The sequence below is a fragment of the Pseudoalteromonas xiamenensis genome (assembly GCF_017638925.1).
Taxonomy (GTDB): Bacteria; Pseudomonadota; Gammaproteobacteria; order Enterobacterales; family Alteromonadaceae; genus Pseudoalteromonas; species Pseudoalteromonas xiamenensis.
In genome coordinates this window covers 268,149-291,733 of sequence record NZ_CP072133.1, presented here as the reverse complement: position 1 = coordinate 291,733, position 23,585 = coordinate 268,149, and the positions used below count along the sequence as shown (strand labels likewise).

Sequence of the window (23,585 nt, the reverse complement as noted above, 5' to 3'; positions counted from 1 at the left end):
TATATCATGAACGCAATCGAATTACTTTTAGAGCGTCAATCCGACGCTCGCCTTACCGCTCCGGGTCCTACAGCAGAGCAGTTGGAAATTATTAAAAAGGCGGCCTTAAAAGTGCCTGACCATGGCGCATTAGCTCCTTGGCTATTTTATGTCGTCGAAGGTGATAGCTTAAACACCCTTGGCGAATGGTTTTTCGAAGCAGCGACTGCTGAAGCATTGGATGAACGCACGAAAGAACGCGCTAAATCATTGCCATTACGAGCACCTTTGGTGATTATCGCCATTGCTAAAACACAAAAAGACCATCCGAAAGTTCCATGGTTAGAGCAAGTGGAATCAGCTGCCTGTAGTTGTTTTGCTATGCAACAGGCTGCTTACGCACAAGGGTTAGGTGCAGTTTGGAGAACTGGGCATTTCGCGATAAGTCCGACAATTAAGTCAAAACTACATTTAGCTGAGCACGATGAGATTGTGGGTTACTTATACATCGGGACTCCAGAAGTGCAAATAAAGAAACAATCTCGACATGCTTTGGACTCCTATTTTATTACTTTATAAAAATTTTGAATTTATTTTTATTGTTGCGGTCTAACAACGGTGAGGCCGCTTATTAATTTTGGTTGTTTTATAAGCGATTGTTTTGTAGGCTTAGATAGTCAAAATTTAACAATAATAAAGACAAAATCATGGGAAATCTCTTTCTTAAAGAAAAAGAAAAATGGCGAATTTGGACAAGTTTAGGCTTGTTTGGTGCCGTTTGCTCTTTTTTGTTAATTCAACAACAAGACCTATTGGGCTTAAATGAGCTTCATTGGATAGCGCTTTGTTCATTACCATCGCTGATGTTAGGTGTATCAGTATGTTGGTGGATGAGCTATTCTAGGCGATTTGAATTCTGGCGTGCATTTCGCGTTTTGTCTACGGTACTTATTTTAGCGAACCTTCCGACGATTTTAGCGGGTATGTTAAAGGTATCAGAAGCAAAACACGTTGGTTTAATTTCAGCAAGTGGATTCGTGCTACTTCTTCTCATCTTAACGATGCTAGGTGCATGGGTAGCAAAGAGACCTAAACAGTACTATTAATGTCGATTTGGTGTCTAATATTCAAATAAATAAAATAATTTTAAAAATCGACCATTTAGTCTTTACATGTCAATGCAAAACCACTAATATGCGCGCCAACAACGGAGAGATGGCTGAGTGGTTGAAAGCACCGGTCTTGAAAACCGGCATACGTTAATAGCGTATCTAGGGTTCAAATCCCTATCTCTCCGCCACCTCATTCCCAAAACCGCCTCTCAGGCGGTTTTTTTCGTTTGGAGGCGCTATGTTCGCGAGTTACGTTAAACATACATTAGTATGGATTTTGTTTGGATACGCCTACTTACAAGGTCTATCGACAGCTTTGATAATGAGCATAGATGCACAGCCGGATCCCAGTTTATTTAAGACCGTGTTGTTTACGCTTATCTACGTATTTCTTGTTGCACACCTTATTACCAAGTATGAAAAGCTAAGTCCGTTTTTTGGCGCTGTCACGATATCTTTATCGGCAATTGTGTTATTCGGCCACTATGTAACGACAACACTCGTCGAATACTCTTCAGAACTTAACCTTGCACTTTTCTTAACGCTACCCGCAGCTACTTGGCTAATCGGCGATTTAAAGAGCAAAGTCACTTCGGATAAATAAAGCTCTTTTGATCCCATAGTCGATGTGTGTTAGCATTGAAGCTTCTTTTAACAAATAAGTAGAATTTAATGTCTGATTTATTTAATAACGATGCTTCTAAAGCAAGCTACGGTATTGGTTTACAAATGGGCGAACAACTTAAAGCTAACCCATTTGAAGGTCTTAATTTAAACTCAGTATTTGAAGGCATCAAAGATGGCTTCACGGGTGCTGAGTTCCAAGTTGCTATCCCTGAAATCCAAGCAGCATTCGAAAAGATCAACGAAGAGATCCAATCACGTCGTGACCAAGAAGCACAAGCGATGGCTGCAGAAGGCAAAGCGTTCTTAGAAGATAATGCGAAACGCCCTGAAATCACTGTAACGCCTTCAGGTTTACAATATGAAGTGATAGAAACTGGTGAAGGTGCAAAACCAGCAGCAGAATCGTCAGTACGTGTTCATTACCACGGTACTTTAATTAATGGTGCTGTATTCGACAGTTCTTATGAGCGTGGTCAACCAGCAGAATTCCCAGTTAACGGCGTGATCCGTGGTTGGACTGAAGCACTTCAAATGATGGCTGCAGGTTCAAAATGGCGTTTATACATTCCACATGAACTTGCCTATGGCGAGCGTGGCGCGGGTGCTTCTATTGCACCATATTCAACGCTAGTATTTGACGTAGAACTATTAGAAGTACTTTAATACTTATAGTTTTTGCGTTGGGTTGGTTACAACCTAGCATTAAAAAACCCAGCAAATGCTGGGTTTTTTATTATCTATAGCGAAAACGCTTAGAACGTTGCACTTCCTTTGGTGCGAGGGAAGGCGATAACGTCACGGACGTTGCCCATACCTGTTACATAAGCAACTAAACGCTCAAAACCAAGGCCGAAACCAGAGTGTGGCACTGTACCGTAACGACGAAGGTCGCGATACCACCAATAATCTTCTTTGTTGAGACCCATTTCGTCTAAACGAGCATCGAGTACGTCTAAACGTTCTTCACGTTGAGAACCACCAATTATTTCACCAATACCTGGTGCTACAACGTCCATTGCTGCAACTGTTTTACCATCTTCATTTTGGCGCATGTAGAATGCTTTAATATCGCGAGGGTAGTTTTTAATAACCACTGGCGCTTCAAAATGGACTTCAGCCAAATATCTTTCATGTTCTGATTGAAGATCGACACCCCATTCAACAGGGAATTCAAATTGCTTACCACAATTTTGAAGAATCGTGATGGCATCAGTGTAGTCAACTTGTGCAAAATCTTTATCGATGAAAGACTCAAGACGAGTTACTGCAGTTGGCTCAATTCGCTCTGCAAAGAAAGCCATATCATCAGGACGTTCTGTAAGCACTGCTTTAAATACATATTTGAGCATGTCTTCTGCAAGTTTTGCGATATCATTAAGATCTGCAAACGCAACCTCTGGCTCAACCATCCAGAATTCAGCTAGGTGACGCGATGTATTTGAGTTTTCTGCGCGGAAAGTAGGGCCAAATGTATAGATTTTTGACATTGCACTGGCGTATGTTTCGCCGTTCAGCTGTCCAGAAACCGTTAGGAATGCTTCTTTACCGAAGAAATCTTCGCTGTAATCTACATCGCCTTTGTCTGTGCGTGGTAGGTTGTTCATGTCTAATGTAGAAACACGGAACATTTCACCAGCGCCTTCACAGTCGCTTGCTGTTACGATAGGCGTGCTGATCCAAACGTAACCACGCTCGTGGTAAAAACGGTGGATAGCTTGCGCAAGACAGTTACGTACGCGAGTAACGGCACCAATGACGTTTGTACGAGGGCGTAGGTGAGCGTGTTCACGTAAATATTCAATCGAGTGTCGCTTAGCCGCCATAGGGTATGTATCTGGATTTTCAACCCAACCTAACACCTCAACCGATTCTGCTTGTATTTCGAAAGATTGACCTGCACCTTCAGACGCGACAAGTTTACCTGTTACGGACACTGAGCAGCTTGCTGTTAAACGAGTAATTTCGTCATAATTATTGAGTGAATTTGGCACTACAGCTTGAATAGGATCAAAACAAGAACCGTCATGAACGGCTAAAAAAGAAATACCTGCTTTTGAATCGCGTCGTGTACGGATCCAGCCCTTAACTGTGACTTGGCTGTCAACCGCAACGGTGCCCTTTAATAGCTCCGTTATCGCTATGTGACTCATTTTCACTCCAATGATTTTAGTTACCAATTAATATTTTAAACGTGCATCATTAATGTTGATGCGAGTCTCGTATCTTACAATCGAAATACAAATAAAAAAACCAGCTTTTTCGTTTCAATGTAAAATTGTTGGAAACGAACGCACAATCCAGAGACTGATTAGGAATTACATTGCATTTTAGGTGGTTTATTGAACAATTTGGCGCAGTGTGAATAGGTTATCTCGTATTTTTATGGCAAACTATAGGCTGTGGTTTAAATTCAAAACGATATATAAAAAGAATGAAGCAAGCTTTTATACTCCGAGGACTGCCAGGATCAGGTAAGTCACATTATGCCTTCTCGCTCGCCGAAGAATTAGTTGGTGGGGATGAAACACGTTATGTGATTTGTTCTACGGACGATTATTTTTTGCAGACAGATGGCTCTTATCAATTTGATAAAACAAAACTATCTGAATTTCATAATTTAAACTTAGCGCGATTCATAAATTCGCTTGCAGAAGGGATTGAGCTGGTCATCGTTGACAACACCAACATTCGACGTTGGGAGTATGTAGCCTACAGTGCAGCTGCGCACGCAATGGGTTATCAAGTTAAAGAGGTTGTTGTAGGTGAAGTAAAAGATAAGTCTTTACAGCATCTTTACCAAAAGCGAAATATCCACCATGTCGCACTAAGAACTATTAGTAACATGGCACGCCAGTTTGAGTGGTAGCCCACTCAAACTGCTAATAAGTAAAGCACTAAAATTCGTCTTGATAGATAGCATCATAAACTGCGTTACAGAGTTTAGAAATATCTTCTGATGACGATGAGTACGGTGGCATTAAATAGATTAATTTGCCAAACGGACGGATCCAAACACCTTTCTCAATAAAAAAGCGCTGTATTTTGGCAACATCTACAGTTCTTGCAAGTTCTACTACGCCAATTGCGCCCAATATTCTAACGTCAACAACGGCTGATAACATTTCACATGATTTTAGTGCGTTAAGTGACGTTTCAACACGAGTTACATTGTCTGCCCAATTCGACTCAAACAGCAAATCTATACTGGCGCTCGCAACTTTACAGGCCAACGGGTTGCCCATAAAAGTAGGTCCATGCATAAGCACACCAGCTTCACCAGAACTTATGCCATTTGCAATTTTGTCTGTCGTCAAAGTCGCTGATAGCGTCATCATGCCACCAGTGAGTGCTTTGCCGATACACAGAATGTCCGGCTCAATATTTGCGTGTTCGTAGGCAAATAGTTTCCCAGTACGACCGAAGCCCGTCGCAATTTCATCCAAAATGAGAAGGACATTGTACTTATCACACAACTCTCTCAATGCTTTTAGGTAACGAGGGTGGTAGAAATTCATTCCTCCCGCGTTTTGTACAATGGGTTCAATGATAAACGCGCACACTTCATGATGGTGTGTCTTAAACGCGTCTTCAAGTTGCTCAAGTTCGAGATCATCAAAATCAGAATAAAATGAAGACTTTGGTGCCTCGACGAATATATGTTCAGGCAAGAAACCTTTGTACATGTTGTGCATTGAATTAATTGGATCACAGACACTCATCGCAGCAAACGTATCACCATGATAGCCCTTTTTGGCAGTCATTAGTTTTGATTTAGTTGTTATACCCTGGCTCAGCCAATACTGCATCGCCATTTTGATAGATACTTCGACGCTCACTGAACCACTGTCCGCAAGAAACACTTTGGTTAAGCTCAACGCAGTTATTTTAATTAGTCTTTTGCAGAGTTCGACAGCGGGCGCATGAGTGATGCCTCCAAACATTATGTGACTCATAGTTTGAGCTTGCTCGGTGAGCGCATTTACTAGCACGGGGTGACCGTATCCATGAATAGCGCTCCACCAAGAGGCCATTCCATCAATGAGCGTTTTGCCATTCTCTAGGACAATTTTATTCTCGTAAGTCCGTGTGACTGGATACACAGGGAGTGGATTAATCATCGAAGTATAAGGATGCCAGATATGATTTTTATCAAAATCCAAATCAATTGTATTTAAATTATTCAATGGTAAACCTTTGGTGGCTGGTCAGCGTTGACAACAAACATTCGTGCAGTAGACTAAGCAAAAACCACAGTCCCGGCAAGGGATAGAAGATAATAAAGAAGAGATAGTTATGAGTTTGGGAACTGTACGTCACGATTGGACTTATGAAGAAGTCAAAGCGCTATTTGAAATGCCATTTAACGACCTGCTATTTAAAGCTGCGTCAATTCACCGTGAAACATTTAACCCAAATGAAGTTCAAATCTCAACGCTCTTATCTATTAAAACAGGTGCTTGTCCTGAGGATTGCAAGTACTGTCCGCAGTCAGGACATTACAAAACAGATTTAGAGCGTGAACGATTAATGGAAGTTGACAAGGTAGTAGAACAAGCTCGACTAGCGAAAACGAAAGGAGCGACTCGGTTTTGTATGGGGGCAGCTTGGTCAGATCCTAAAGACCGTGATATGCCGTACATTGAAAAAATGGTTCGAGAAGTTAAGGCGCTAGGTTTAGAAACATGTATGACGCTTGGCATGCTATCTGAAGACAAGGCGAATACCTTAGCAACGGCGGGTTTGGATTATTACAACCACAATCTCGATACGTCACCTGAATACTATCAACAAATCATAACGACCCGTACTTATCAAGACCGATTAGACACGCTTGAGCATGTTAGAGGTGCTGGTATGAAAGTGTGTTCAGGCGGAATCGTCGGTATGGGCGAACAAGCTGCAGACCGCTTTGGTTTGTTAATGAATTTAGCAAACTTACCAAAACAACCAGAAAGTGTGCCAATTAATATGCTTGTTAAAGTGAAAGGTACACCTCTTGAAAATGTAGAAGACTTAGACCATTTCGAATTTGTACGAACGATTGCCGTAGCAAGAATTATGATGCCAAAAAGTTACGTCCGTTTATCTGCTGGTCGTACTCAAATGAACGAACAGATGCAATCGATGTGCTTTTTTGCGGGGGCAAACAGCATTTTCTACGGTGATAAATTGCTTACAACGGAAAATCCAGAAGCGGATGCAGACATGTTACTACTTAAAAAGTTAGGAATGCGTCCAGAAACACGAGAAGACTATTCTGATGAAGCCTATGAAGCTTCGTTAAGTTCAGCTATCGCAGATAAGCAGACTTCTGAGTTGTTTTACGAAGCGTAATATGAGCCATTTTGCTTTTGTAGAACAAGCACTCGTTGCGCGCGAACTTGAAAATTTGAGAAGAGCGCGCACCTGCATTGATTCGTCTGACGGTCGCCAAATCACCATAGGCGGAAAACGCTATTTAAATTTCGCGAGCAATGACTATCTCGGTATTGGTTCCAAAACGGAGATTGCGAATTTAAATCAAAACCGAATAGGTGCGAGTGCTTCGGCATTAGTGACTGGGTATACTCAAGAACACTGCGCGCTAGAGTCACTTTTATGTAAAACGCTAGGTTACGAAGCCGCGTTGTTGTGTAATTCCGGTTTTAGTGCGAACGTTGGCGTAATAAAAGCTTTATTTAGTGATGCTAAGGTCAGTACTAACAGCACGGTGTTTCAAGACAAATTGAACCACGCGAGTTTGCTTGATGGTAGCTTAGATTCAAAAGCAAAACTGGAACGCTTTAACCATAATGACGTAAACCACCTCAGAAATCGGCTTGAAAAATCAAAATCAGAAAACAAACTCATTGTCACCGAAGGCATTTTCTCAATGGATGGGGACAGCGCTAAGCTTGAAGAAATTGCACAACTAGCGGCAAAACACAACGCTTGGTTAATGGTTGATGACGCACATGCCTTTGGCGTTTTAGGTAAGCACGGATTAGGATCTGTCGAAACGGTAAGGCCTAATATTCTTATCATAACATTTGGCAAAGCTGTAGGTGGCCAAGGCGCTTGTATTTTAGGATCAAAATCCTTTATTGATTATCTACTTCAATTTAATCGGGAATATATCTATTCGACGGCGATGTCGCCAATTTTGGCCTCGTTGAATCTAAAGCAAGTAGAACGAGTGCTGAACGCATCGGAACAACGCGAAAAGCTTAAATCGAACATAGAATACTTTACTCGCGGTGCACGCGAATTGGCGTTACCTCTTCTTGATTCAAAATCGCCAATTCAACCAATTGTTTTGGGCGATGCTGAAGCTACTCTTGTCGCACAGAAAGAACTACGAGATCAAGGAATTTGGCTTACGGCAATCCGACCTCCCACGGTCCCTTTTAATACAGCGAGACTGAGAATAACAATCACATCAGAACATACGCGCAAAGATATTGATACGTTACTCATGGAGCTTAAAAAGATCGTATGAATGCAATCAACAAATCCATGACAGCAAAAAAATTTTCGAAAGCCGCAGCGTGTTATGAAGAACACGCCAAAGTACAAGCCAAGAGTGCGCAAATTTTGTTTGATTGGATTGGCTCTCGAAAGCGATTTTGTACTTTAGATCTAGGATGCGGGCCTGGATTACATTATTCAACGTTAAACACTGTTTCAAACCTAGTAGTACAATTAGACTTAAGTGAATCAATGTTATCGACGAGCGAGGAGGGGCACAAAGTCTGCGCTGATATGGATGCGCTGCCTTTTCAAGAAAACGTATTCGACTTAGTGTTTAGTAATTTTGCTATACAGTGGAGCCAAGATTTAAACTCGTTATTATTAAATTTAGCATCTGTTCTTAAACCGCAGGGCGAAGCCTATTTGAGTATCGTTCTTGAAGGGTCGCTAAATGAAGTAAAAAAAGCGTATGTTGACTCAAATTTAACGAGTAACGTTAATAACTTCACTCACCTTGATACACTAAAGCGCGATATAGAAACTTCAAGCCTTAAATTACAAACGTTAGAACAAGTTACGTTGAAGGATGTTTTTGTGACTCCAAAAGAAGCGTTGCAATCGATTAAAAGGATTGGCGCTAATCACACATTAATGCCCACGCAAGCTTGTGTCGGTCTTGGTGGGAAATCAAAAATCCAGTCTATTTTGTCTAATTACCCTTGTAATAACGGGATTTATGAAGTGACTTACGAAGTGGCATTATTAAAGTTAACTAAGGAGTAACAAGGAAATGCAATCATTCTTTATTACTGGAACAGACACCGAAGTAGGCAAAACACACGTAACCTCGCTGCTTCTAAAATACCTTGCTCATAAGCAAAAATTTGCCTTCGGATTTAAGCCAATCGCTGCTGGAGCAGAAATTGCGTTCGGTCAGTCGGTGAATACTGATGCCCTATTATTGATGGAGTCATCAACTACGCATGCAAAGTATGAACAAGTTAACCCATTTTGTTTTATGAGTCCTGTTGCGCCACACATTGCAGCTGCTAGAGAAGGCAAATCGCTTTCAGTATTAGATTTGACTAAGAAGTATGAAGAAATTACCTCACTTGGGCAGGAATACACATTAGTTGAAGGCGCTGGCGGTTGGATGATCCCGTTGAACGATACTGAATATTTTTCTGATTGGGTTAGCCTGCAACAGCTTCCTGTCATTTTAGTGGTCGGAATGAAACTGGGTTGTTTGAATCATGCCATGTTGACGTTGAGAGTTATTGAGCAAGCTGGATGTAAATGCGTTGGATGGGTCGCCAATCAAGTCGACCCTGAAATGCTGGAATATGAGCAAAATTTAGAAACGCTAAAAAGTCACTTGCATGTTCCGCTCTTAGCCGAATCTCCGTACACCGAAGAGAAGCCAAAATTGAAAGTACAGCCTGCGCTTCATTCTGTGTTTAATCTGTAAATTCGCCTCGCTGCCACTTTTCAAAATTTGGCAGCAATTCTTGCAAGATTTCTACTGCTGGAATGGTGTATCGAATACCGTTGAACATGACCGACGTATTTTCTTTTTCAGATGTAATACCGGTCAATGTCCAGCCTTCACCTCGTTCTTTGCAATACACTTTTGTTGTGGGCGGGATCACGTTAAACTCTGAGGACATCATATTTTTCCAATCCGAAAACTATATTCACGGATTATAACAAACAACAATAAAATGGAAATTATTACAGAACGTTTGACGCTACGTCCTATCAAGTACAAAGATGTTGCAAATCTACATAAGATACTATCGCAACAATCGACACGACGATTCAACGATTATGAGCAGGGCATTACGAACACAGAACTTAGAGCGTGGATACAGTGGGATATCGAACAGTACATACAGCAAAAAGGCATTCGTTTAGCGATTATTAACGATGACAAACAATTTATTGGCACTATCGGTATTCAATTCACATCAAGGTTTGATGCATTCATGGTTTCGTTTGAGCTAGATGAGAACTATCGTGGTTATCGATATATGCAAGAAGCTTTAAGTGCGTTGCAAATCTATAGCAAGGAGATAGAGTGGTTACGTTGTAAAAACTGGAAAGCTAAAATTCACATCGAAAATATTGCTGCAATAAACACTGTTATAAAGTGCGGATTCCGAACCTATTTTCATCGCTCAAATAAATGTTACTTAGTCTATAAGTTTTGAACACATCATACTAACCGATCTGTTGTAGTTTCGTACTCAGCAATCTAAGGGTATTACCTACATCATCATGTTTATCAACTTCACTGAACACGAACGTCATAACATATAGGTCAATGAGAAGTGGCACTTTTGATTTTAGAAAAGGTTGTCCTTGATGAATTTCATGTTCGAGTAGTGATAGATGGCAAGATTCTGATCGGCCTGAGAGGATGAGTTCACTAAAGTACGTTTTTGTCAGTGTTCTGTGCGCGATATAAAAAGGATACAAAAACGACGCAAAATGCCGTAAAGACAAGCGAGGGGAATGCTGCTTGTTTGATTGCTTTGCTTCAACTATCAGTGCACACGCTTGTTTATCAAACGCCTCCTTCAAAAGAGCACCTTTATTTGGATAATGTGTAAATACCGTGCCATTCGCTACGTTTGACTGCGTCGCTATCTGTCTTGTGGTGGTATCACAAAATCCTTGATCATGAAATAGCTGCCAAGCAGCATCTAGGATACGTTCTTTTGTCTTTAATCGCTTATCCATTTGGTTATCTCTTTGTTATGTCATCGTTTATTAACAAAAGTGAGCGTGCTCATAAAATGAATTGAGCACGCTCAGTTAATAAAACATGGTCTATAAACAAAAATATTTCCAATTTTGATGCCCAAAATCGTCGAACTAAGACGTGTTGCAACTTCGCAACAAGGGAAGAGTTGGGTATAATGCGACAACCCCAATGCGTGCAAGAAACGCATCAATTTATCGTATCGTTACAAGTAAAAGTGAGGAATTTCCTATGACCGTTGGCATTATCATGGGTTCGAAGTCAGATTGGCCTACAATGCAACACGCCGCAGAAATGCTAGATAATTTTGGTATTGCGTACGAAACGAAGGTTGTATCAGCACACCGTACACCTCACTTATTAACAGAATATGCATCAAATGCGGCTGAACGCGGAATTAAAGTTATCATTGCAGGCGCTGGTGGCGCTGCGCATTTACCGGGAATGGCTGCGGCATTTACAAGCCTGCCAGTGTTAGGTGTGCCGGTAAAATCTAAAACGCTTAACGGTGTCGATTCTCTATTATCTATCTGCCAGATGCCAAAAGGTGTTGCAGTTGGCACTTTGGCTATTGGAGATGCAGGTGCTGCGAACGCAGGTCTACTCGCTGCACAAATTTTAGGATGTCAAAATCCAGAAATTTTCGAAAAAATTGAAGCATTTAGAAAAGCACAAACTGAATCCGTTCTAGCTAACCCTAATCCAGCTGAATAATATGAATATTTTAGTTCTTGGAGCGGGTCAATTAGCTCGCATGATGAGTCTGGCAGGGACTCCACTTAACCTAGTTACGTTGGCCTATGATTCCTCATCAGCTAACGTTATCGATCCCGTCAGTTTTAAGCAATATGACATGTCACTGCAAGAAGCAATAATTTGGGCTGATAGCATTACAGCGGAATTTGAACACATTCCATTAGACGTCCTCGCACTATGTCAGTCGTCGAATAAGTTCTATCCAGGCGCAGAAGCGATTGCGACAGGCGGGGATCGTGCGAAAGAAAAAGCACTCTTGGATAATGCTAATGTACCAAGTGCACCTCACCGTTTAATCACTGAACGTCTACATTTTGATGAAGCACTCAAAAGCTTGGGCTATCCACTCGTTTTAAAAACATGTCAAGCGGGCTACGATGGTAAAGGTCAGTGGCGCGTGAAAGAAGACTCAAACGTAGACCAAATTTGGTCAGAAATGAGCGAATTTTTATCTCGAGGCAGTGCTCAACAACCGCATGCGATATTAGCGGAGCAGATGATCAATTTTGACAGAGAAGTCAGTATTATCGGCGCTCGAGGTAAAAACGGCGAAGTTAAGATTTATCCCTTAACAGAAAATCAGCATACCAATGGTGTGTTGACGTTATCTGTCGCAGGTAAAGAAAAGTCCGATATTCAGTCACAGGCGGAAGAGGCATTTACCAAAATAGCCAATGCGCTTAACTATGTTGGTGTACTCGCAGTAGAGTTCTTCGATGTGGAAGGTGATTTGCTCGTTAATGAAATCGCACCTCGCGTTCATAATTCTGGGCACTGGAGTCAACAAGGTGCGCATGTGAGTCAATTTGAAAATCACATGCGAGCTATTGCTGGCTTACCACTAGGCTCGACTGCACTTCTTCGTCCAACCGCAATGATTAATGTGCTTGGCGAAAAAGAAATTCCAATGCAAGTACTTGCTGTGAGCGATGTAACCAGTCACTGGTACGGTAAATCTCCAAAGCCGGGTAGAAAGATGGGGCACATAAATGTCTCTGGAAATACACTGCATGAGCCTCGGCGAGAAGTTAGCTGAACTTGCTGAAATATTGCCGGAAGAAAATTACCCCGGCGTGATAGACACCGCAAAGTCTCTCATTTTAAATTAAAAAATAGAGTCCTGAGAGGGGGCTCTATTTTTTTTAATCTTTTTTATCTTTATTTTGAACTTTCCATGAAATCACTAGTCTTAACTTATGAGACTTGGATGAGTCTCAATCATATTCGTTGTCCGTCAACGACTATGTGAGCGCAGAGAGTATTTGGCCAGTGTATTACTGGCCTTTTTTTTGCGTTTATTCGTCCCATTGTTGCTTCAGGTTTTTAATAACTTTCGCTAAAGTTACAGCAATTATAAAAAACCAAAGAAAAAACTATGTTGAAGCAATCTATTCTCGCCGTCGCAATATCAACGTTGATGCTGACTGGTTGTCAATCTACCTCACAATCCACAAATTCAAAGAACTTCGAAAGCACAACGCCTACAAGCATTGTGCAAACGCCATTAGATTTTGGGGGTGAAAATATTACGCTTGAGCAAGCTATGGCAGATCCAGATTGGCTTGGACGTCAGCCGGAATCTGCGCTTTGGGGAGCGGATTCAAATTCAATCGTGTTCAAACAAAAACGTGAAGGTTCTGTCGTTCGTGATCTGTACACGGTAACACTTAGCGACAACATGGTTTCTTCAATTCCGTTGTCGAAACTTCATACTGTTGTCAATAGTGACGCAATTTCATCGCCAGATGGGCAATTTCAGGTATATACCTTTGAAGGTAATATATTTACAAAAAACGGTATTACCGCCGAAGTTAGACAACTAACGTTTGGCAGTGAAAATGTTAGAGTCGACCAGTTTCTCACCAACGGCTTACTTGCGTATTCGAAAGGCACTTCATTTTTTACCTTGGATGTAAACACAGGCATTTCGAAAGAGTTGGTAAATTTACACTTGGTCGATGCACCAAAAGGCGTTCAAGAGCCTCAAACACTGCTTTCGAAAAATCAATTACGTCTGATTAAGTACATCCAAGTACAACATAAAAACGCCAAAGACAGGGAAGCTTATAAGAATGAAGTTGCAGCGCAAAATGACTTCCACTTCAAAAATGATTTTTATCTAGGCAAAGGCAAAGAGCTTGTAGCCGTAAGTTTGAGTCCATCAGGTAAGGCGCTCGTCGTTGCGTTTAAAGATAAAAAAGCAGAGCGTAGCGAGCACGATATTATGCCGCATTACGTGAACAGTGATGGAAATATTCACCCTAAAGCAGTTCGTCAGCGCGTTGCCGAAAGTACGCCTCAGAATACAGATTTTATGTTTATTGACCTTGAGGCAGGCGAGCAAAAGTCAATTGATTTGTCTTCAATGCCAGGATTTGACGAAGACGTTTTAGCTGCGGTTAAAGCAGAAAATGCCAAAGCAAAAGGGGAAAAATACGAATCAAAAAAAGCACCTAGGTCTATTAACCTAATTGAGGATTGGGCATGGCGTGAGGGTGTAATTCAATGGAGTTCTGACGGTTCTAAAGTCGCGATGATGCTAGAAGCCTGGGACAATAAAGATCGATGGTTAGTAACTTTAAATGCAGATGGTAAGTCTGTTACTACACAACACCGTTTGCATGATGATGCCTGGGTAAACTACAACTTTAATCAATTTGGCTGGTTACACAATTCCAGTACGCTGTATTACCTTTCAGAGGAAACAGGATACAGTCAGCTTTACCTAAAACCAGTTAACAGCAAGGCAAAGCGTCTAACCGATGGTAAATTTGAAGTATCTGATCTTACGGTCACAAAAGATGACCAATATATTTATTTTAAGTCGAACCAAAAACACCCAGGTATTTACGAAGTGTATCGTGTAAATACCGTTACGGGCGATGTAAATCAGCTCACCGACCTAAATGGTATGACTGATTATAAATTAAGTCCGGATGAGCAGAATTTGCTGCTGACACACTCAACCATAATGCTACCTACCGAGCTTTATGTAACGTCCGCAAAAGGTGGCGATAAAGTAACGAGACTTACGTACACGGTATCAGATGATTTTCTTAACAAGAAACTCATAGCGCCTAAAATTGTTGCGGTAAAATCTAGCCATACAGATGCGCCGATCTACGCGAAAGTTTACTACCCAGCAGATTATAAAGAAGGTGAATCAGGAAAGACGCGTAAAGCAGTAATTTTTAACCACGGTGCAGGTTATTTGCAAAACAGCCATTTTGGTTGGTCCGGCTATTTTAGAGAATTTATGTTCCATAGCTTGCTTGCCCAAGAAGGTTACGTTGTTATGGATATGGATTATCGAGCGTCGAAAGGGTACGGACGAGATTGGCGAACCGCAATTTACCGTCAAATGGGGACTCCTGAAATCCAAGATTTAGCAGATGGCGTCACATGGATGGCTGAAAACGCCAACGTAAATGTGAACTCAGTGGGCACTTACGGTGGTAGCTACGGTGGTTTTATGACGTTTATGGCGTTATTTACACAACCTGATCTTTTCCAAGCTGGGGCAGCATTACGACCTGTTGCGGATTGGAATTATTATAACCATGGCTACACGTCAAACATTTTGAATCTACCTGATGTTGATCCAATTGCTTACGAACGTAGCTCACCGATTTTCCACGCTGAAGGATTGAAAAAGCCGCTCCTAATCAACGCGCCTATGGTTGATGACAACGTGTTCTTCCAAGGTGTAGTGCGTTTGGTACAGCGATTAATTGAATTAGAAAAAACGGACTTTGAAACAGCTATTTTCCCTGTTGAACCGCATGGATTTGTACAACCTTCAAGTTGGTTAGACGAATACCGCCGAATTCATAAATTGTTTGAAGAAAACCTAAAGTAAACGCCGTTTAAACTGATGCGTCTTATTAAGAAGCCGACTGTTACGTCGGCTTCTTTCTTAAATCAAACATCAAAAAGAGTACGCATCCAGCTACTGCACCGAATAAATGGGCATCGGTTGCAACACTTGATTCAATAAGTGATGCTATCGAGTCACTTGCGCCATGAATTTGCTCCCACGAAAGTTTGCCGATGACACCAATTAATAATAACCAACCATCTTTTCGTCCTAACTTAATATCTTTTAAAGTTCCCCAAATAATCACACCGTGTAAGACACCACTTAAACCAGTGTAATAGTGTATGGAAGGGGACAGCAGGTAGATAGCAGTACCGGTAACAATAGATAGCAGCATAATGTTGAATAAGTAACGTTGAGCGTTCGTATATTCGCCATGTAATGACCAAATAAACACGACGCCAAGTGCATTTAATAATAAATGTGCCAAATTGGAATGCGTGAATTGGCTTGTAAATAGTTGCCAATATTGGCCTGACTCAATCGCTGCTCGATCAAATTCAAATATGCCGTTTAGCGGTGTAAAAAAGATAACGGCTAAAACCGCGAGCAAGATACCGGGGCCTAATAGGTATTGGCGTTCAATAGGGAGATTGTAAATCATAATTTTAGCGCAATTTTTTTGCGTATTTTGCACGTTTCCCAGTAAGATGCCAAATATGTAGACGACAATTCGAACTTAATATGAAGTTATTACCTCTATCGCTCATCTTATCTAGCCTTAGTTTGTCTGTATTCGCGGACGTCACAACGCACAGAGAAACTCGAGAGCCGGAAGCCGCAACAGGCTTTGCCTTTCAAACTGAGGCTAAAAGCAACGATTATATGGTTGTTGCGGCCAATCCTCATGCAAGTCGAGCAGGTCAATGGGTACTGAGTCAAGGCGGTAGTGCTGTGGATGCTGCGATTGCAACACAACTTGTTCTAACTTTAGTCGAACCTCAATCATCGGGTATCGGCGGCGGTGCATTTATTCTTTACTACGATAAATCATCTAAAAAGATGATGTCTATCGATGGGCGTGAAACCGCACCAAGTGAGGCGGAGCTCGATTTATTTCTTGACGAAACAGGCAAGCCTGCGCGATGGATTGATGCAGTTGTTGGCGGTCGTTCCGTCGGTGTACCTGGCGTATTAAAAGCATTTGCAGAAGCACATAAAAAATATGGCAAATTACCGTGGGCAACACTCTTTAAACCGGCCATCCATTTAGCCGAAACTGGATTTTTAGTCTCACCTCGACTCCATAGTTTATTAGAAAAACGCCTCAATCCAGGTGCATACGAGCTTGAACCATCTAAAAGCTATTTCTACCCGCATGGTGAAGCGTTAGCCACCGGAACGTTACGGACAAATCCAGACTTGGCCAATTTGTATAAAAAAATTGCCCAAGAAGGCGTATCAGCATTCTATGAAGGAGAAAATGCCGAAAAACTCGTTAAAGCAGTGCGAGAGTCTGCGGTTTCTCCAGGCAAACTATCTCTTCAAGATTTAAAAGATTACACGCCGAAGTGGCGTGAACCAATTTGTGTCGAATATAAACTTTATAACGTGTGTTCCATGGCACCACCGAGCAGTGGTGGCATTGCAGTATTGCAAATGCTTAAGTTACTTGAGAACAAACACATGGAAAATTACGCGCCAAACGACGTAATGGCACTTCACTATTTTACTCAAGCATCCAGACTGGCGTTTGCGGACCGGGATTTCTATGTAGCTGACCCTGATTTTGTGGAAGTACCGACCACTGCTTTGTTGCAAACGCCTTATTTGAAAGAGCGCGCATCGTTAATTCAAGACAAAGACGTAAAAGACTACCCAGTTGGTGTACCTGTCCAAGGTTTAGCAAGAGCTAAAGACGATGCTTATGAACTGCCTTCAACGTCTCACATGTCAATCATCGATAAAGAAGGTAACGCGCTGTCGATGACAACGTCTATTGAAATGGCCTTTGGTTCTACGGTTATGGTGAACGGTTATCTTTTAAACAACCAACTTACCGATTTTGCACTGAGTCCCGAAATTAATGGAAAACCTGTGGCTAACCGAGTGGAAGCTGGTAAACGGCCACGAAGTTCTATGTCGCCAGTCATGGTTTTTAATAAGGATGGTTCATTAAAGTTATTAGTCGGTTCGCCAGGCGGAAGTCGAATCATCAATTACGTAGCACAAACAGTGATAGCTGTACTTGATTGGAAAATGACGCCGCAACAAGCGATTAATCTACCGAGAATTACAAATCGTAACAAGTACACAACGCTTGAGCGCGGTACACCGCTGGAAAATTACGTTGAACAATTCGAGAAATTAGGTCACGAAGTCAAGGTCTTAGACTTAAATTCGGGTCTACACGCCATCGAAGTCACTAAAGATGGCTATTTAGGCGGCGCAGACCCTCGCCGTGAAGGCGTTGCACTTGGAGAAAGCAGCCTATAATCATAGGTTTCAATCAAGCTTTGATGTACAATAGTCAGACCATTTTAACTCGTAAATGGTCTGACTAGCCGAGTTTACATTGCTTTTTATTTCACTTCGGCAATAATCACCTTTTAGCATTAAAAAATCGTCAAAGCTTATAATATGTCAAAGAAAACTGAGCAAAATTTCTTATATATCCCTTATTCAGGACCAAATTTATTGGAAACGCCGCTTCTTAACAAAGGCAGTGCGTTTACTCAAAGAGAACGTGAAACGTTCAACTTAGCGGGACTCTTACCTCCACGCTACGAAACCATTGAAGAACAAGTAGAACGTTGTTACCAACAGTACCGTAGTTTCGAAGATAACTTGAACAAACATATTTATCTTCGTGCCATTCAAGATAACAACGAAACCTTGTACTACCGCCTTGTACGTGATCATCTAGAAGAAATGATGCCTATCATTTACACGCCTACCGTTGGTGATGCATGTGAAAGCTTCTCGGATATTTATCGCAGTTCACGCGGTCTATTTATTTCCTATGAAGACCGTCATCACATCGATGATATTTTAAGAAACGCGACTAAGAATAAGGTTAAGGTCATCGTTGTAACCGATGGTGAGCGTATTCTGGGTCTTGGTGACCAAGGTATCGGTGGTATGGGGATCCCAATCGGTAAACTCTCACTCTATACCGCATGTGGTGGCATAAGCCCAGCATACACCCTACCTGTTATGTTAGATGTTGGTACAAACAACGAAAAATTGCTAAACGACCCTATGTATATGGGTGCGCGCCATAAACGTATTAGCCAAGAAGAATACGATGAGTTTTTAGATATTTTCATTAAGGCTGTTAAACGTCGTTGGCCTAGCGTACTTCTTCAGTTTGAAGATTTCGCGCAACCAAATGCGATGCCATTGCTAAAACGCTACCGCGATGAGATTTGTTGTTTTAATGATGATATTCAAGGAACGGCTGCAGTTACTGTCGGTTCATTGTTGGCAGCCTGTCGCGTGAAAGGTGCAAAATTATCTGAGCAGAAAGTCGTATTTGTAGGGGCAGGTTCTGCTGGTTGTGGTATTGCGGAACAAATTATTGCACAAATGGTTTCTGAAGGCGTTTCTGATGAACAAGCACGTAGCCAAATTTACATGGTCGATCGTTTTGGTCTTTTAACAGAAGGTATGGAAGACCTACGTGACTTCCAAGCAGCGTTAGTGCAAAAGAAAAACGTGATTGGTGATTGGAGCTATAGCGGCGAATTTGCATCCTTACTTGACGTAATGCACTGCGCGAAGCCGGATATTTTGATCGGTGTTTCTGGTCAACCAGGCTTGTTCACTGAACAAGTTATCCGCGCAATGGCGAATGGTTGTGAACAACCAATTATCTTCCCGTTAAGCAACCCATCTCGTCAGGTTGAAGCACATCCAAAAGACGTTGTTGAATGGACTGATGGTAAAGCAATTGTTGCGACGGGTAGCCCGTTTGGCGCTGTTGAGTGGAATGGCAAAACGCACACGATCCCGCAATGTAATAACAGTTACATTTTCCCTGGGATCGGATTAGGTGTTATTGCTTCAAAAGCTTCTAAAGTAACAGAAAGTATGTTGATGGTCGCAAGTGAAACACTTGCCGCTTCGTCTCCGTTGGCCAATAAAGGCTCAGGGAGTTTGCTTCCACCTTTAACTGAGGTTGAGTCGCTTAGCCGAGAAATCGCATTTGCAGTAGCTAAAAAAGCGATGGAAGAGGGTGTTGCTCTAGAAATGGAAGACGATGCAATTCATCATGCAATAAAGAAAAACTACTGGTTACCAGAATATCGAAATTACAAACGTCGTAGTCTGTAACTAAAATATGAGAGCCAGCTTAAAGCTGGCTTTTTTATTCAGAAGCAATTCAGGACAAATGAGTAACATGTATGAATAATACCAATATAAGGATTTATCATGAAAAAATTAATGTTGGCATTTGCTGCCTTAGTAACGCTTAACGCGAATGCAAATTCACTTCCTGATGCCCCTCATCTTTATGTTCAAGGCAATGCCAAAATTCAGGTTAAGCCTGATAGAGCGAACATTGTTATTGGTATTGATGATACGCAGACAAACACAGTCGATGCGAAGAAAAACGTTGATGCGATTGCCGCAAAGGTCATTGAAATTGCAAAGCGTTATCAAATTGCGGAAAAAGACATTCAAGCAGAGCAACTAAACGTATATCGACAAACTGAATATGACCGCGAGCAAAACAAACAACGTTTCGTCGGTTTTCGTGTGTTTCGCAACATTCGAATGACATTGACGCTTGTTGATAAATACCCTGATCTTCTCCAAGATTTGGTCGATGCTGGTGTAACTGAATTTAGAGATACGCAATTCTCAGTCGCGGATCACAACACCATTTTAAAGACAGTTCAAAAAGCAGCGATTAAAGATGCGAAAATGGCAGCGAAAGAACTCGCCAAAGATTTCGACGTTAGGATCGGCAAATTGTATTCTGTGTCATTTTCACCGATAGACGCACCAACAATGCCTTATATGCGTGCCGAAAAAATGATGGTACAAGCGGATTCTGGTGCAGGAGCTGGTTATAACACTGGTTTTATCACAGTCGATGCACAAGTCTACGCTGTATATTTAATTGACTAAAACTGATATTATTTTCACGTTACTTGCTAATTGCAAAGCGCCTTAAAAGGCGCTTTTTTATTGATGAATTCGAAGAAAACACTTATCGTCGGGCTGCCACGAACCGGTACAACAAGCCTTTGCGCATTGACTTTACAGTTAGGTTATAAAACGGCGCATACGGCCTACACTCAAAAAACCTTTCTTGAGGCTGAGGTAATTGCCGACACGCCTATTTTTTGTGATTACGGGAAACTTGCGACTTACTTTGAAAATACACAACTGATTTTATTGCAACGAGAACAGACAGAGTGGGCGATATCAGTTTCAACGTTGCTAAAGCGCATGGCTAAAAATCTATTGTCACAACAGGGTGGTTTCAATGACACCATAAAACGTGCATATTTTGAGATATTTCCAGAACTAACATTCGAGCTTATAAGCGATTTAAACTATCTCGTTGAATGTTATGAGAAACATCAACGTGAGGTTTTTAAGTTTGCGAATCTTAATAATCTGCCGTTACTTACTCTAAATGTACAAACCGACGGCATAAATAGATTAACCGAATTTTTACCAAACAAAACTAGCCAACATATCAATGCATTTCCTCATTTGAATCAAAATGGAAAAGTTACAGCTTGGAAGGATGTAAATCATCCGTTGAAAATAGAGTCAACTAATTTAGGTAAAGCTGAAAAAGACAGCTTACTGTATCAATTTTTTAGTGAAGTTAAAGATGTTTGAATTAAAGTATAAAACCCCGAAAGAATGGGCGAAAAACGTAGTTGAAGATTTCGACACTTTCTTACAGGACCATGCTGCTGCAGAAAAAAAAGCATCGGGTATGGCAATGGGCATGATTGGACATTACCCAGATAAAACAAAATTGGTCAGAGCAATGACCGATTTAGCCATCGAAGAAATGATTCATTTCAAACAAGTTTTAAAATTACTTGGTGAACGTGGGATCACGCTCGGAAAAGATAAAAAAGATGATTATGTTAAATTGATTAGAACTATCATTCGTCAAGGGCGAGATGACTATTTATTGGATAGATTACTGGTAGCCGGCGTGATAGAAGCCCGAGGTCATGAACGATTTTCGTTAGTCGCTGATGCACTTGAACAAAGTAAAGAAAAAGAATTTTATGTAGCGATTGCAAAATCCGAAGAGAAACACAAAAACTTGTTTATTGAGCTTGCCTGTGAATATTACGAAGAAGAACGTGTTTATTCTCGCCTTGAAGAAATTCTCGTGTTTGAAGGCGAAATTTGCGAAAACCTACCTTGGACTGCCGCATTACACTAATCAATTATCGCATGTGTAATTCTCATCTATTCAGTGTCAACAATAATAGTCCGTGGCGACATCCACGGGCCTTTATATGAGTGTAAATCTCTACTCAAGTTGTTTTGGATACCTGACACAAGCGAAGTGGAAATCAAACAGATGATTGAATTTCTAATCGAGCACAAAGACCACATTCCATACATGGCACGATGTGTCAAAACAGGGCGCTTAGCCAAAGTAGTGTAGGGGGATTATTAAGGGGGTCGCCCCTTGATGGTCAACACAAGCGACACACAAACATTGAGCTAGACCCAATATCGCTTCGCGCGTAGGAAACATCCATCGACGCGATGAAGGCGACCTCTCTCTGACAAACCAAAAGGTTTTTACTAAAGCAAGTCTACTATGAGCGAGAAACAGACTTTCGACCATTTTCATGATCGGCTGTTCATTTACAAGTTTCTCGTATAGTCAGGAAAAAGAGCGATTTGGTTGTTTTCGTCCTCAAGCAAACTAAACTTTGATTGCAAAAAGCTTTTGTGGCAATAGGTTAACCACTATGATAAAAACTACTTCTAGTAGAAACCTCATACAGTTGGCGCCAAAAAAACGACCTAACATCTCAATATTAAATTGTTAAATTGTTAAATTGCAAGGAGGCATAAATGCCAAATTCAAATATCAAAATAACTGATATAGAAAGATTAAACTTAATCAATCAATTCTTAATTTTGGAGAAGTTATATCCAGAAGAAGCTGATTACTATGAAAAAAACAGGATAGCGTTGGAGCAAGGCTATAAAGCTCATTATAGAACTATTTTCGAACATCTTTGGGAAGAAATGCCTGAAGAAAAGACAAGAGAAGTCTTAGATATTTTAGAGATGCATAGAGCAATTACTTGGTCTCTCACCGATTTAAGCAAAGATAATAAGAAAAAATCTAACTATGTTTTTAGAGGCTTTGACGGCAATGAAGAATCAGAACAGTTATCTTACTGCCATTATTTTATAGTTAATTTAGAACGATATCAGGAGTTAGTTGAAAATAAAGAATATCCTGATTTCAATAGTCACTGCGAAATGCTGCCCAAATATCGTCGAATGCTAAAAGTTTGGAAAGAACTAAAAGAAGAATATGATTTCAGACTTACAGTAGACCAAATAGATAGAATTTGGAGTGCTTAGTGGATATTTTATCTATTGTTGGCTCCGTAGCTTCTTTATGGGGTGCTTGGTATGCATGGAATCAAGCCAAAAAATCTGAGTTAGCTGCAAGCCTTTCTGAAAAAATAAAGTCTCAGTTGGTTCACCATAGAGATATTGAAAATATTTCAAAACTTGAGCCTCTATCAAAAACATCGATTACAAAAATGCGTAAATACGCAGTTCAATCAATAAAAGAGCTTTCAGGCTTAAGCCCTCAAGTTGACGCTGATTATGTTCAAGAATATATAAACGAAGTTTACGCTTTGTCAGATTTTTTTCCAGATAATAAATCTGAAAATTTGTATAGGAAAGTTAATTCTTTAATCCAAAACTTTGTCAATACAAATCAAGATCAAGAGCGCAAGAGACTTGGTAATGAAATACACAATGAGTTAGTGGCATTTTCATTAGTATTCAATAAAATCAGGAAAACATATCAAAATAAAACAGAGTAGTTACAATT

Annotated in this window: 24 protein-coding genes, 1 tRNA gene and 1 pseudogene; 21 read left to right on the top strand and 5 right to left on the bottom strand. The window is 40.9% G+C overall.

Annotated features, from left to right (window positions below):
• The first annotated feature begins 6 nt into the window (after positions 1-6).
• From J5O05_RS01555 to bamJ, 5 genes are all read left to right on the top strand, one after another.
• Positions 7-558, top strand: coding sequence for a nitroreductase family protein (locus J5O05_RS01555; protein ID WP_208843310.1), 552 nt, complete (start codon positions 7-9; stop codon positions 556-558).
• A 128-nt stretch (positions 559-686) separates the two neighbouring features.
• Positions 687-1,085 carry a hypothetical protein gene (locus J5O05_RS01550; RefSeq protein WP_208843309.1) on the top strand — a complete coding sequence of 133 codons (399 nt, stop codon included), beginning with the start codon at positions 687-689 and terminating at the stop codon, positions 1,083-1,085.
• Positions 1,086-1,188: 103 nt separating this feature from the next.
• Positions 1,189-1,279, top strand: a tRNA-Ser gene (locus tag J5O05_RS01545).
• A gap of 50 nt (positions 1,280-1,329) precedes the next feature.
• The gene (locus J5O05_RS01540) at positions 1,330-1,695 is read left to right on the top strand and encodes a hypothetical protein (protein ID WP_208843308.1); all 366 of its coding nucleotides are present in this window, start codon (positions 1,330-1,332) and stop codon (positions 1,693-1,695) included.
• Between the two features lie 68 nt (positions 1,696-1,763).
• Positions 1,764-2,381, top strand: a complete 618-nt coding sequence (bamJ, locus tag J5O05_RS01535; RefSeq protein ID WP_208843307.1) for a BamJ family beta-barrel-assembly machinery protein — start codon at positions 1,764-1,766, stop codon at positions 2,379-2,381.
• Positions 2,382-2,470: 89 nt separating this feature from the next.
• On the opposite strand, the gene asnS is transcribed toward bamJ, so the two are convergent.
• Positions 2,471-3,868, bottom strand: a complete 1,398-nt coding sequence (asnS, locus tag J5O05_RS01530; RefSeq protein ID WP_208843306.1) for an asparagine--tRNA ligase — start codon at positions 3,866-3,868, stop codon at positions 2,471-2,473.
• Between the two features lie 281 nt (positions 3,869-4,149).
• On the opposite strand from asnS, the gene J5O05_RS01525 reads away from it, so the two are divergent.
• Entirely contained in the window at positions 4,150-4,584 is a 435-nt protein-coding gene (locus tag J5O05_RS01525; protein ID WP_208843305.1) for an AAA family ATPase, read from the top strand.
• A gap of 28 nt (positions 4,585-4,612) precedes the next feature.
• Here J5O05_RS01525 and bioA read toward each other — a convergent pair whose 3' ends face one another.
• Positions 4,613-5,902: an adenosylmethionine--8-amino-7-oxononanoate transaminase gene (gene bioA, locus J5O05_RS01520; protein WP_208843304.1), complete on the bottom strand. Its 1,290-nt coding sequence runs from the start codon at positions 5,900-5,902 to the stop codon at positions 4,613-4,615.
• Positions 5,903-6,011: 109 nt separating this feature from the next.
• Here bioA and bioB point away from each other — a divergent pair, with 109 nt between their 5' ends.
• From bioB to bioD, 4 genes are read left to right on the top strand one after another with little or no spacing between them, the layout of a single operon-like run.
• Positions 6,012-7,052: a biotin synthase BioB gene (gene bioB / locus J5O05_RS01515; protein WP_208843303.1), complete on the top strand. Its 1,041-nt coding sequence runs from the start codon at positions 6,012-6,014 to the stop codon at positions 7,050-7,052.
• Position 7,053: 1 nt separating this feature from the next.
• Positions 7,054-8,196 carry an aminotransferase class I/II-fold pyridoxal phosphate-dependent enzyme gene (locus J5O05_RS01510; RefSeq protein ID WP_208843302.1) on the top strand — a complete coding sequence of 381 codons (1,143 nt, stop codon included), beginning with the start codon at positions 7,054-7,056 and terminating at the stop codon, positions 8,194-8,196.
• A gap of 17 nt (positions 8,197-8,213) precedes the next feature.
• Positions 8,214-8,951 carry a methyltransferase domain-containing protein gene (locus tag J5O05_RS01505; RefSeq protein ID WP_208843301.1) on the top strand — a complete coding sequence of 246 codons (738 nt, stop codon included), beginning with the start codon at positions 8,214-8,216 and terminating at the stop codon, positions 8,949-8,951.
• 7 nt (positions 8,952-8,958) lie between these two features.
• A complete protein-coding gene (bioD, locus tag J5O05_RS01500) occupies positions 8,959-9,636 on the top strand; it encodes a dethiobiotin synthase (RefSeq protein ID WP_208843300.1) in 678 nt (225 codons plus the stop codon).
• On the opposite strand, the gene J5O05_RS01495 is transcribed toward bioD, so the two are convergent.
• Positions 9,626-9,835, bottom strand: a complete 210-nt coding sequence (locus tag J5O05_RS01495) for a hypothetical protein (RefSeq protein ID WP_208844441.1) — start codon at positions 9,833-9,835, stop codon at positions 9,626-9,628. The genes bioD and J5O05_RS01495 overlap by 11 nt on opposite strands.
• A 54-nt stretch (positions 9,836-9,889) precedes the next feature.
• Here J5O05_RS01495 and J5O05_RS01490 point away from each other — a divergent pair, with 54 nt between their 5' ends.
• On the top strand, positions 9,890-10,378 hold the full coding sequence (locus tag J5O05_RS01490) for a GNAT family N-acetyltransferase (protein WP_208843299.1): 489 nt from the start codon (positions 9,890-9,892) through the stop codon (positions 10,376-10,378).
• Positions 10,379-10,388: 10 nt separating this feature from the next.
• Here the strand turns inward: J5O05_RS01490 and J5O05_RS01485 are convergent, their stop codons facing one another.
• Positions 10,389-10,910 carry a TetR/AcrR family transcriptional regulator gene (locus J5O05_RS01485; RefSeq protein ID WP_208843298.1) on the bottom strand — a complete coding sequence of 174 codons (522 nt, stop codon included), beginning with the start codon at positions 10,908-10,910 and terminating at the stop codon, positions 10,389-10,391.
• A 253-nt stretch (positions 10,911-11,163) separates the two neighbouring features.
• Here J5O05_RS01485 and purE point away from each other — a divergent pair, with 253 nt between their 5' ends.
• The 3 genes and pseudogenes from purE to J5O05_RS01470 all read left to right on the top strand — a co-directional run bounded on the left by purE (position 11,164) and on the right by J5O05_RS01470 (position 15,547).
• Positions 11,164-11,646, top strand: a complete 483-nt coding sequence (purE, locus tag J5O05_RS01480; RefSeq protein ID WP_208843297.1) for a 5-(carboxyamino)imidazole ribonucleotide mutase — start codon at positions 11,164-11,166, stop codon at positions 11,644-11,646.
• Position 11,647: 1 nt separating this feature from the next.
• Positions 11,648-12,797: pseudogene (locus tag J5O05_RS01475) on the top strand (5-(carboxyamino)imidazole ribonucleotide synthase).
• A gap of 266 nt (positions 12,798-13,063) precedes the next feature.
• Positions 13,064-15,547, top strand: a complete 2,484-nt coding sequence (locus J5O05_RS01470) for a S9 family peptidase (RefSeq protein WP_208843296.1) — start codon at positions 13,064-13,066, stop codon at positions 15,545-15,547.
• Positions 15,548-15,587: 40 nt separating this feature from the next.
• On the opposite strand, the gene rrtA is transcribed toward J5O05_RS01470, so the two are convergent.
• Positions 15,588-16,169, bottom strand: coding sequence for a rhombosortase (gene rrtA, locus J5O05_RS01465; protein ID WP_341874698.1), 582 nt, complete (start codon positions 16,167-16,169; stop codon positions 15,588-15,590).
• A gap of 80 nt (positions 16,170-16,249) precedes the next feature.
• Between rrtA and ggt the strand changes: the two genes are divergently transcribed.
• The 7 genes from ggt (at position 16,250) to J5O05_RS01430 (ending at position 23,577) form a co-directional block, all read left to right on the top strand.
• Positions 16,250-18,001 carry a gamma-glutamyltransferase gene (gene ggt, locus J5O05_RS01460; protein WP_208843295.1) on the top strand — a complete coding sequence of 584 codons (1,752 nt, stop codon included), beginning with the start codon at positions 16,250-16,252 and terminating at the stop codon, positions 17,999-18,001.
• A gap of 144 nt (positions 18,002-18,145) precedes the next feature.
• Positions 18,146-19,840, top strand: a complete 1,695-nt coding sequence (locus tag J5O05_RS01455) for an NAD-dependent malic enzyme (protein ID WP_208843294.1) — start codon at positions 18,146-18,148, stop codon at positions 19,838-19,840.
• Between the two features lie 99 nt (positions 19,841-19,939).
• Entirely contained in the window at positions 19,940-20,641 is a 702-nt protein-coding gene (locus tag J5O05_RS01450; RefSeq protein ID WP_208843293.1) for an SIMPL domain-containing protein, read from the top strand.
• Positions 20,642-20,704: 63 nt separating this feature from the next.
• The gene (locus J5O05_RS01445) at positions 20,705-21,367 is read left to right on the top strand and encodes a sulfotransferase (RefSeq protein ID WP_208843292.1); all 663 of its coding nucleotides are present in this window, start codon (positions 20,705-20,707) and stop codon (positions 21,365-21,367) included.
• On the top strand, positions 21,360-21,932 hold the full coding sequence (locus J5O05_RS01440; protein ID WP_208843291.1) for a MiaE family protein: 573 nt from the start codon (positions 21,360-21,362) through the stop codon (positions 21,930-21,932). The genes J5O05_RS01445 and J5O05_RS01440 overlap by 8 nt, the downstream gene beginning before the upstream one ends.
• Before the next feature lie 647 nt (positions 21,933-22,579).
• The gene (locus tag J5O05_RS01435; RefSeq protein ID WP_208843290.1) at positions 22,580-23,101 is read left to right on the top strand and encodes a YfbU family protein; all 522 of its coding nucleotides are present in this window, start codon (positions 22,580-22,582) and stop codon (positions 23,099-23,101) included.
• Positions 23,101-23,577 carry a hypothetical protein gene (locus tag J5O05_RS01430; RefSeq protein ID WP_208843289.1) on the top strand — a complete coding sequence of 159 codons (477 nt, stop codon included), beginning with the start codon at positions 23,101-23,103 and terminating at the stop codon, positions 23,575-23,577. Before J5O05_RS01435 ends, J5O05_RS01430 begins: the two co-directional genes overlap by 1 nt.
• Positions 23,578-23,585 lie beyond the last annotated feature (8 nt).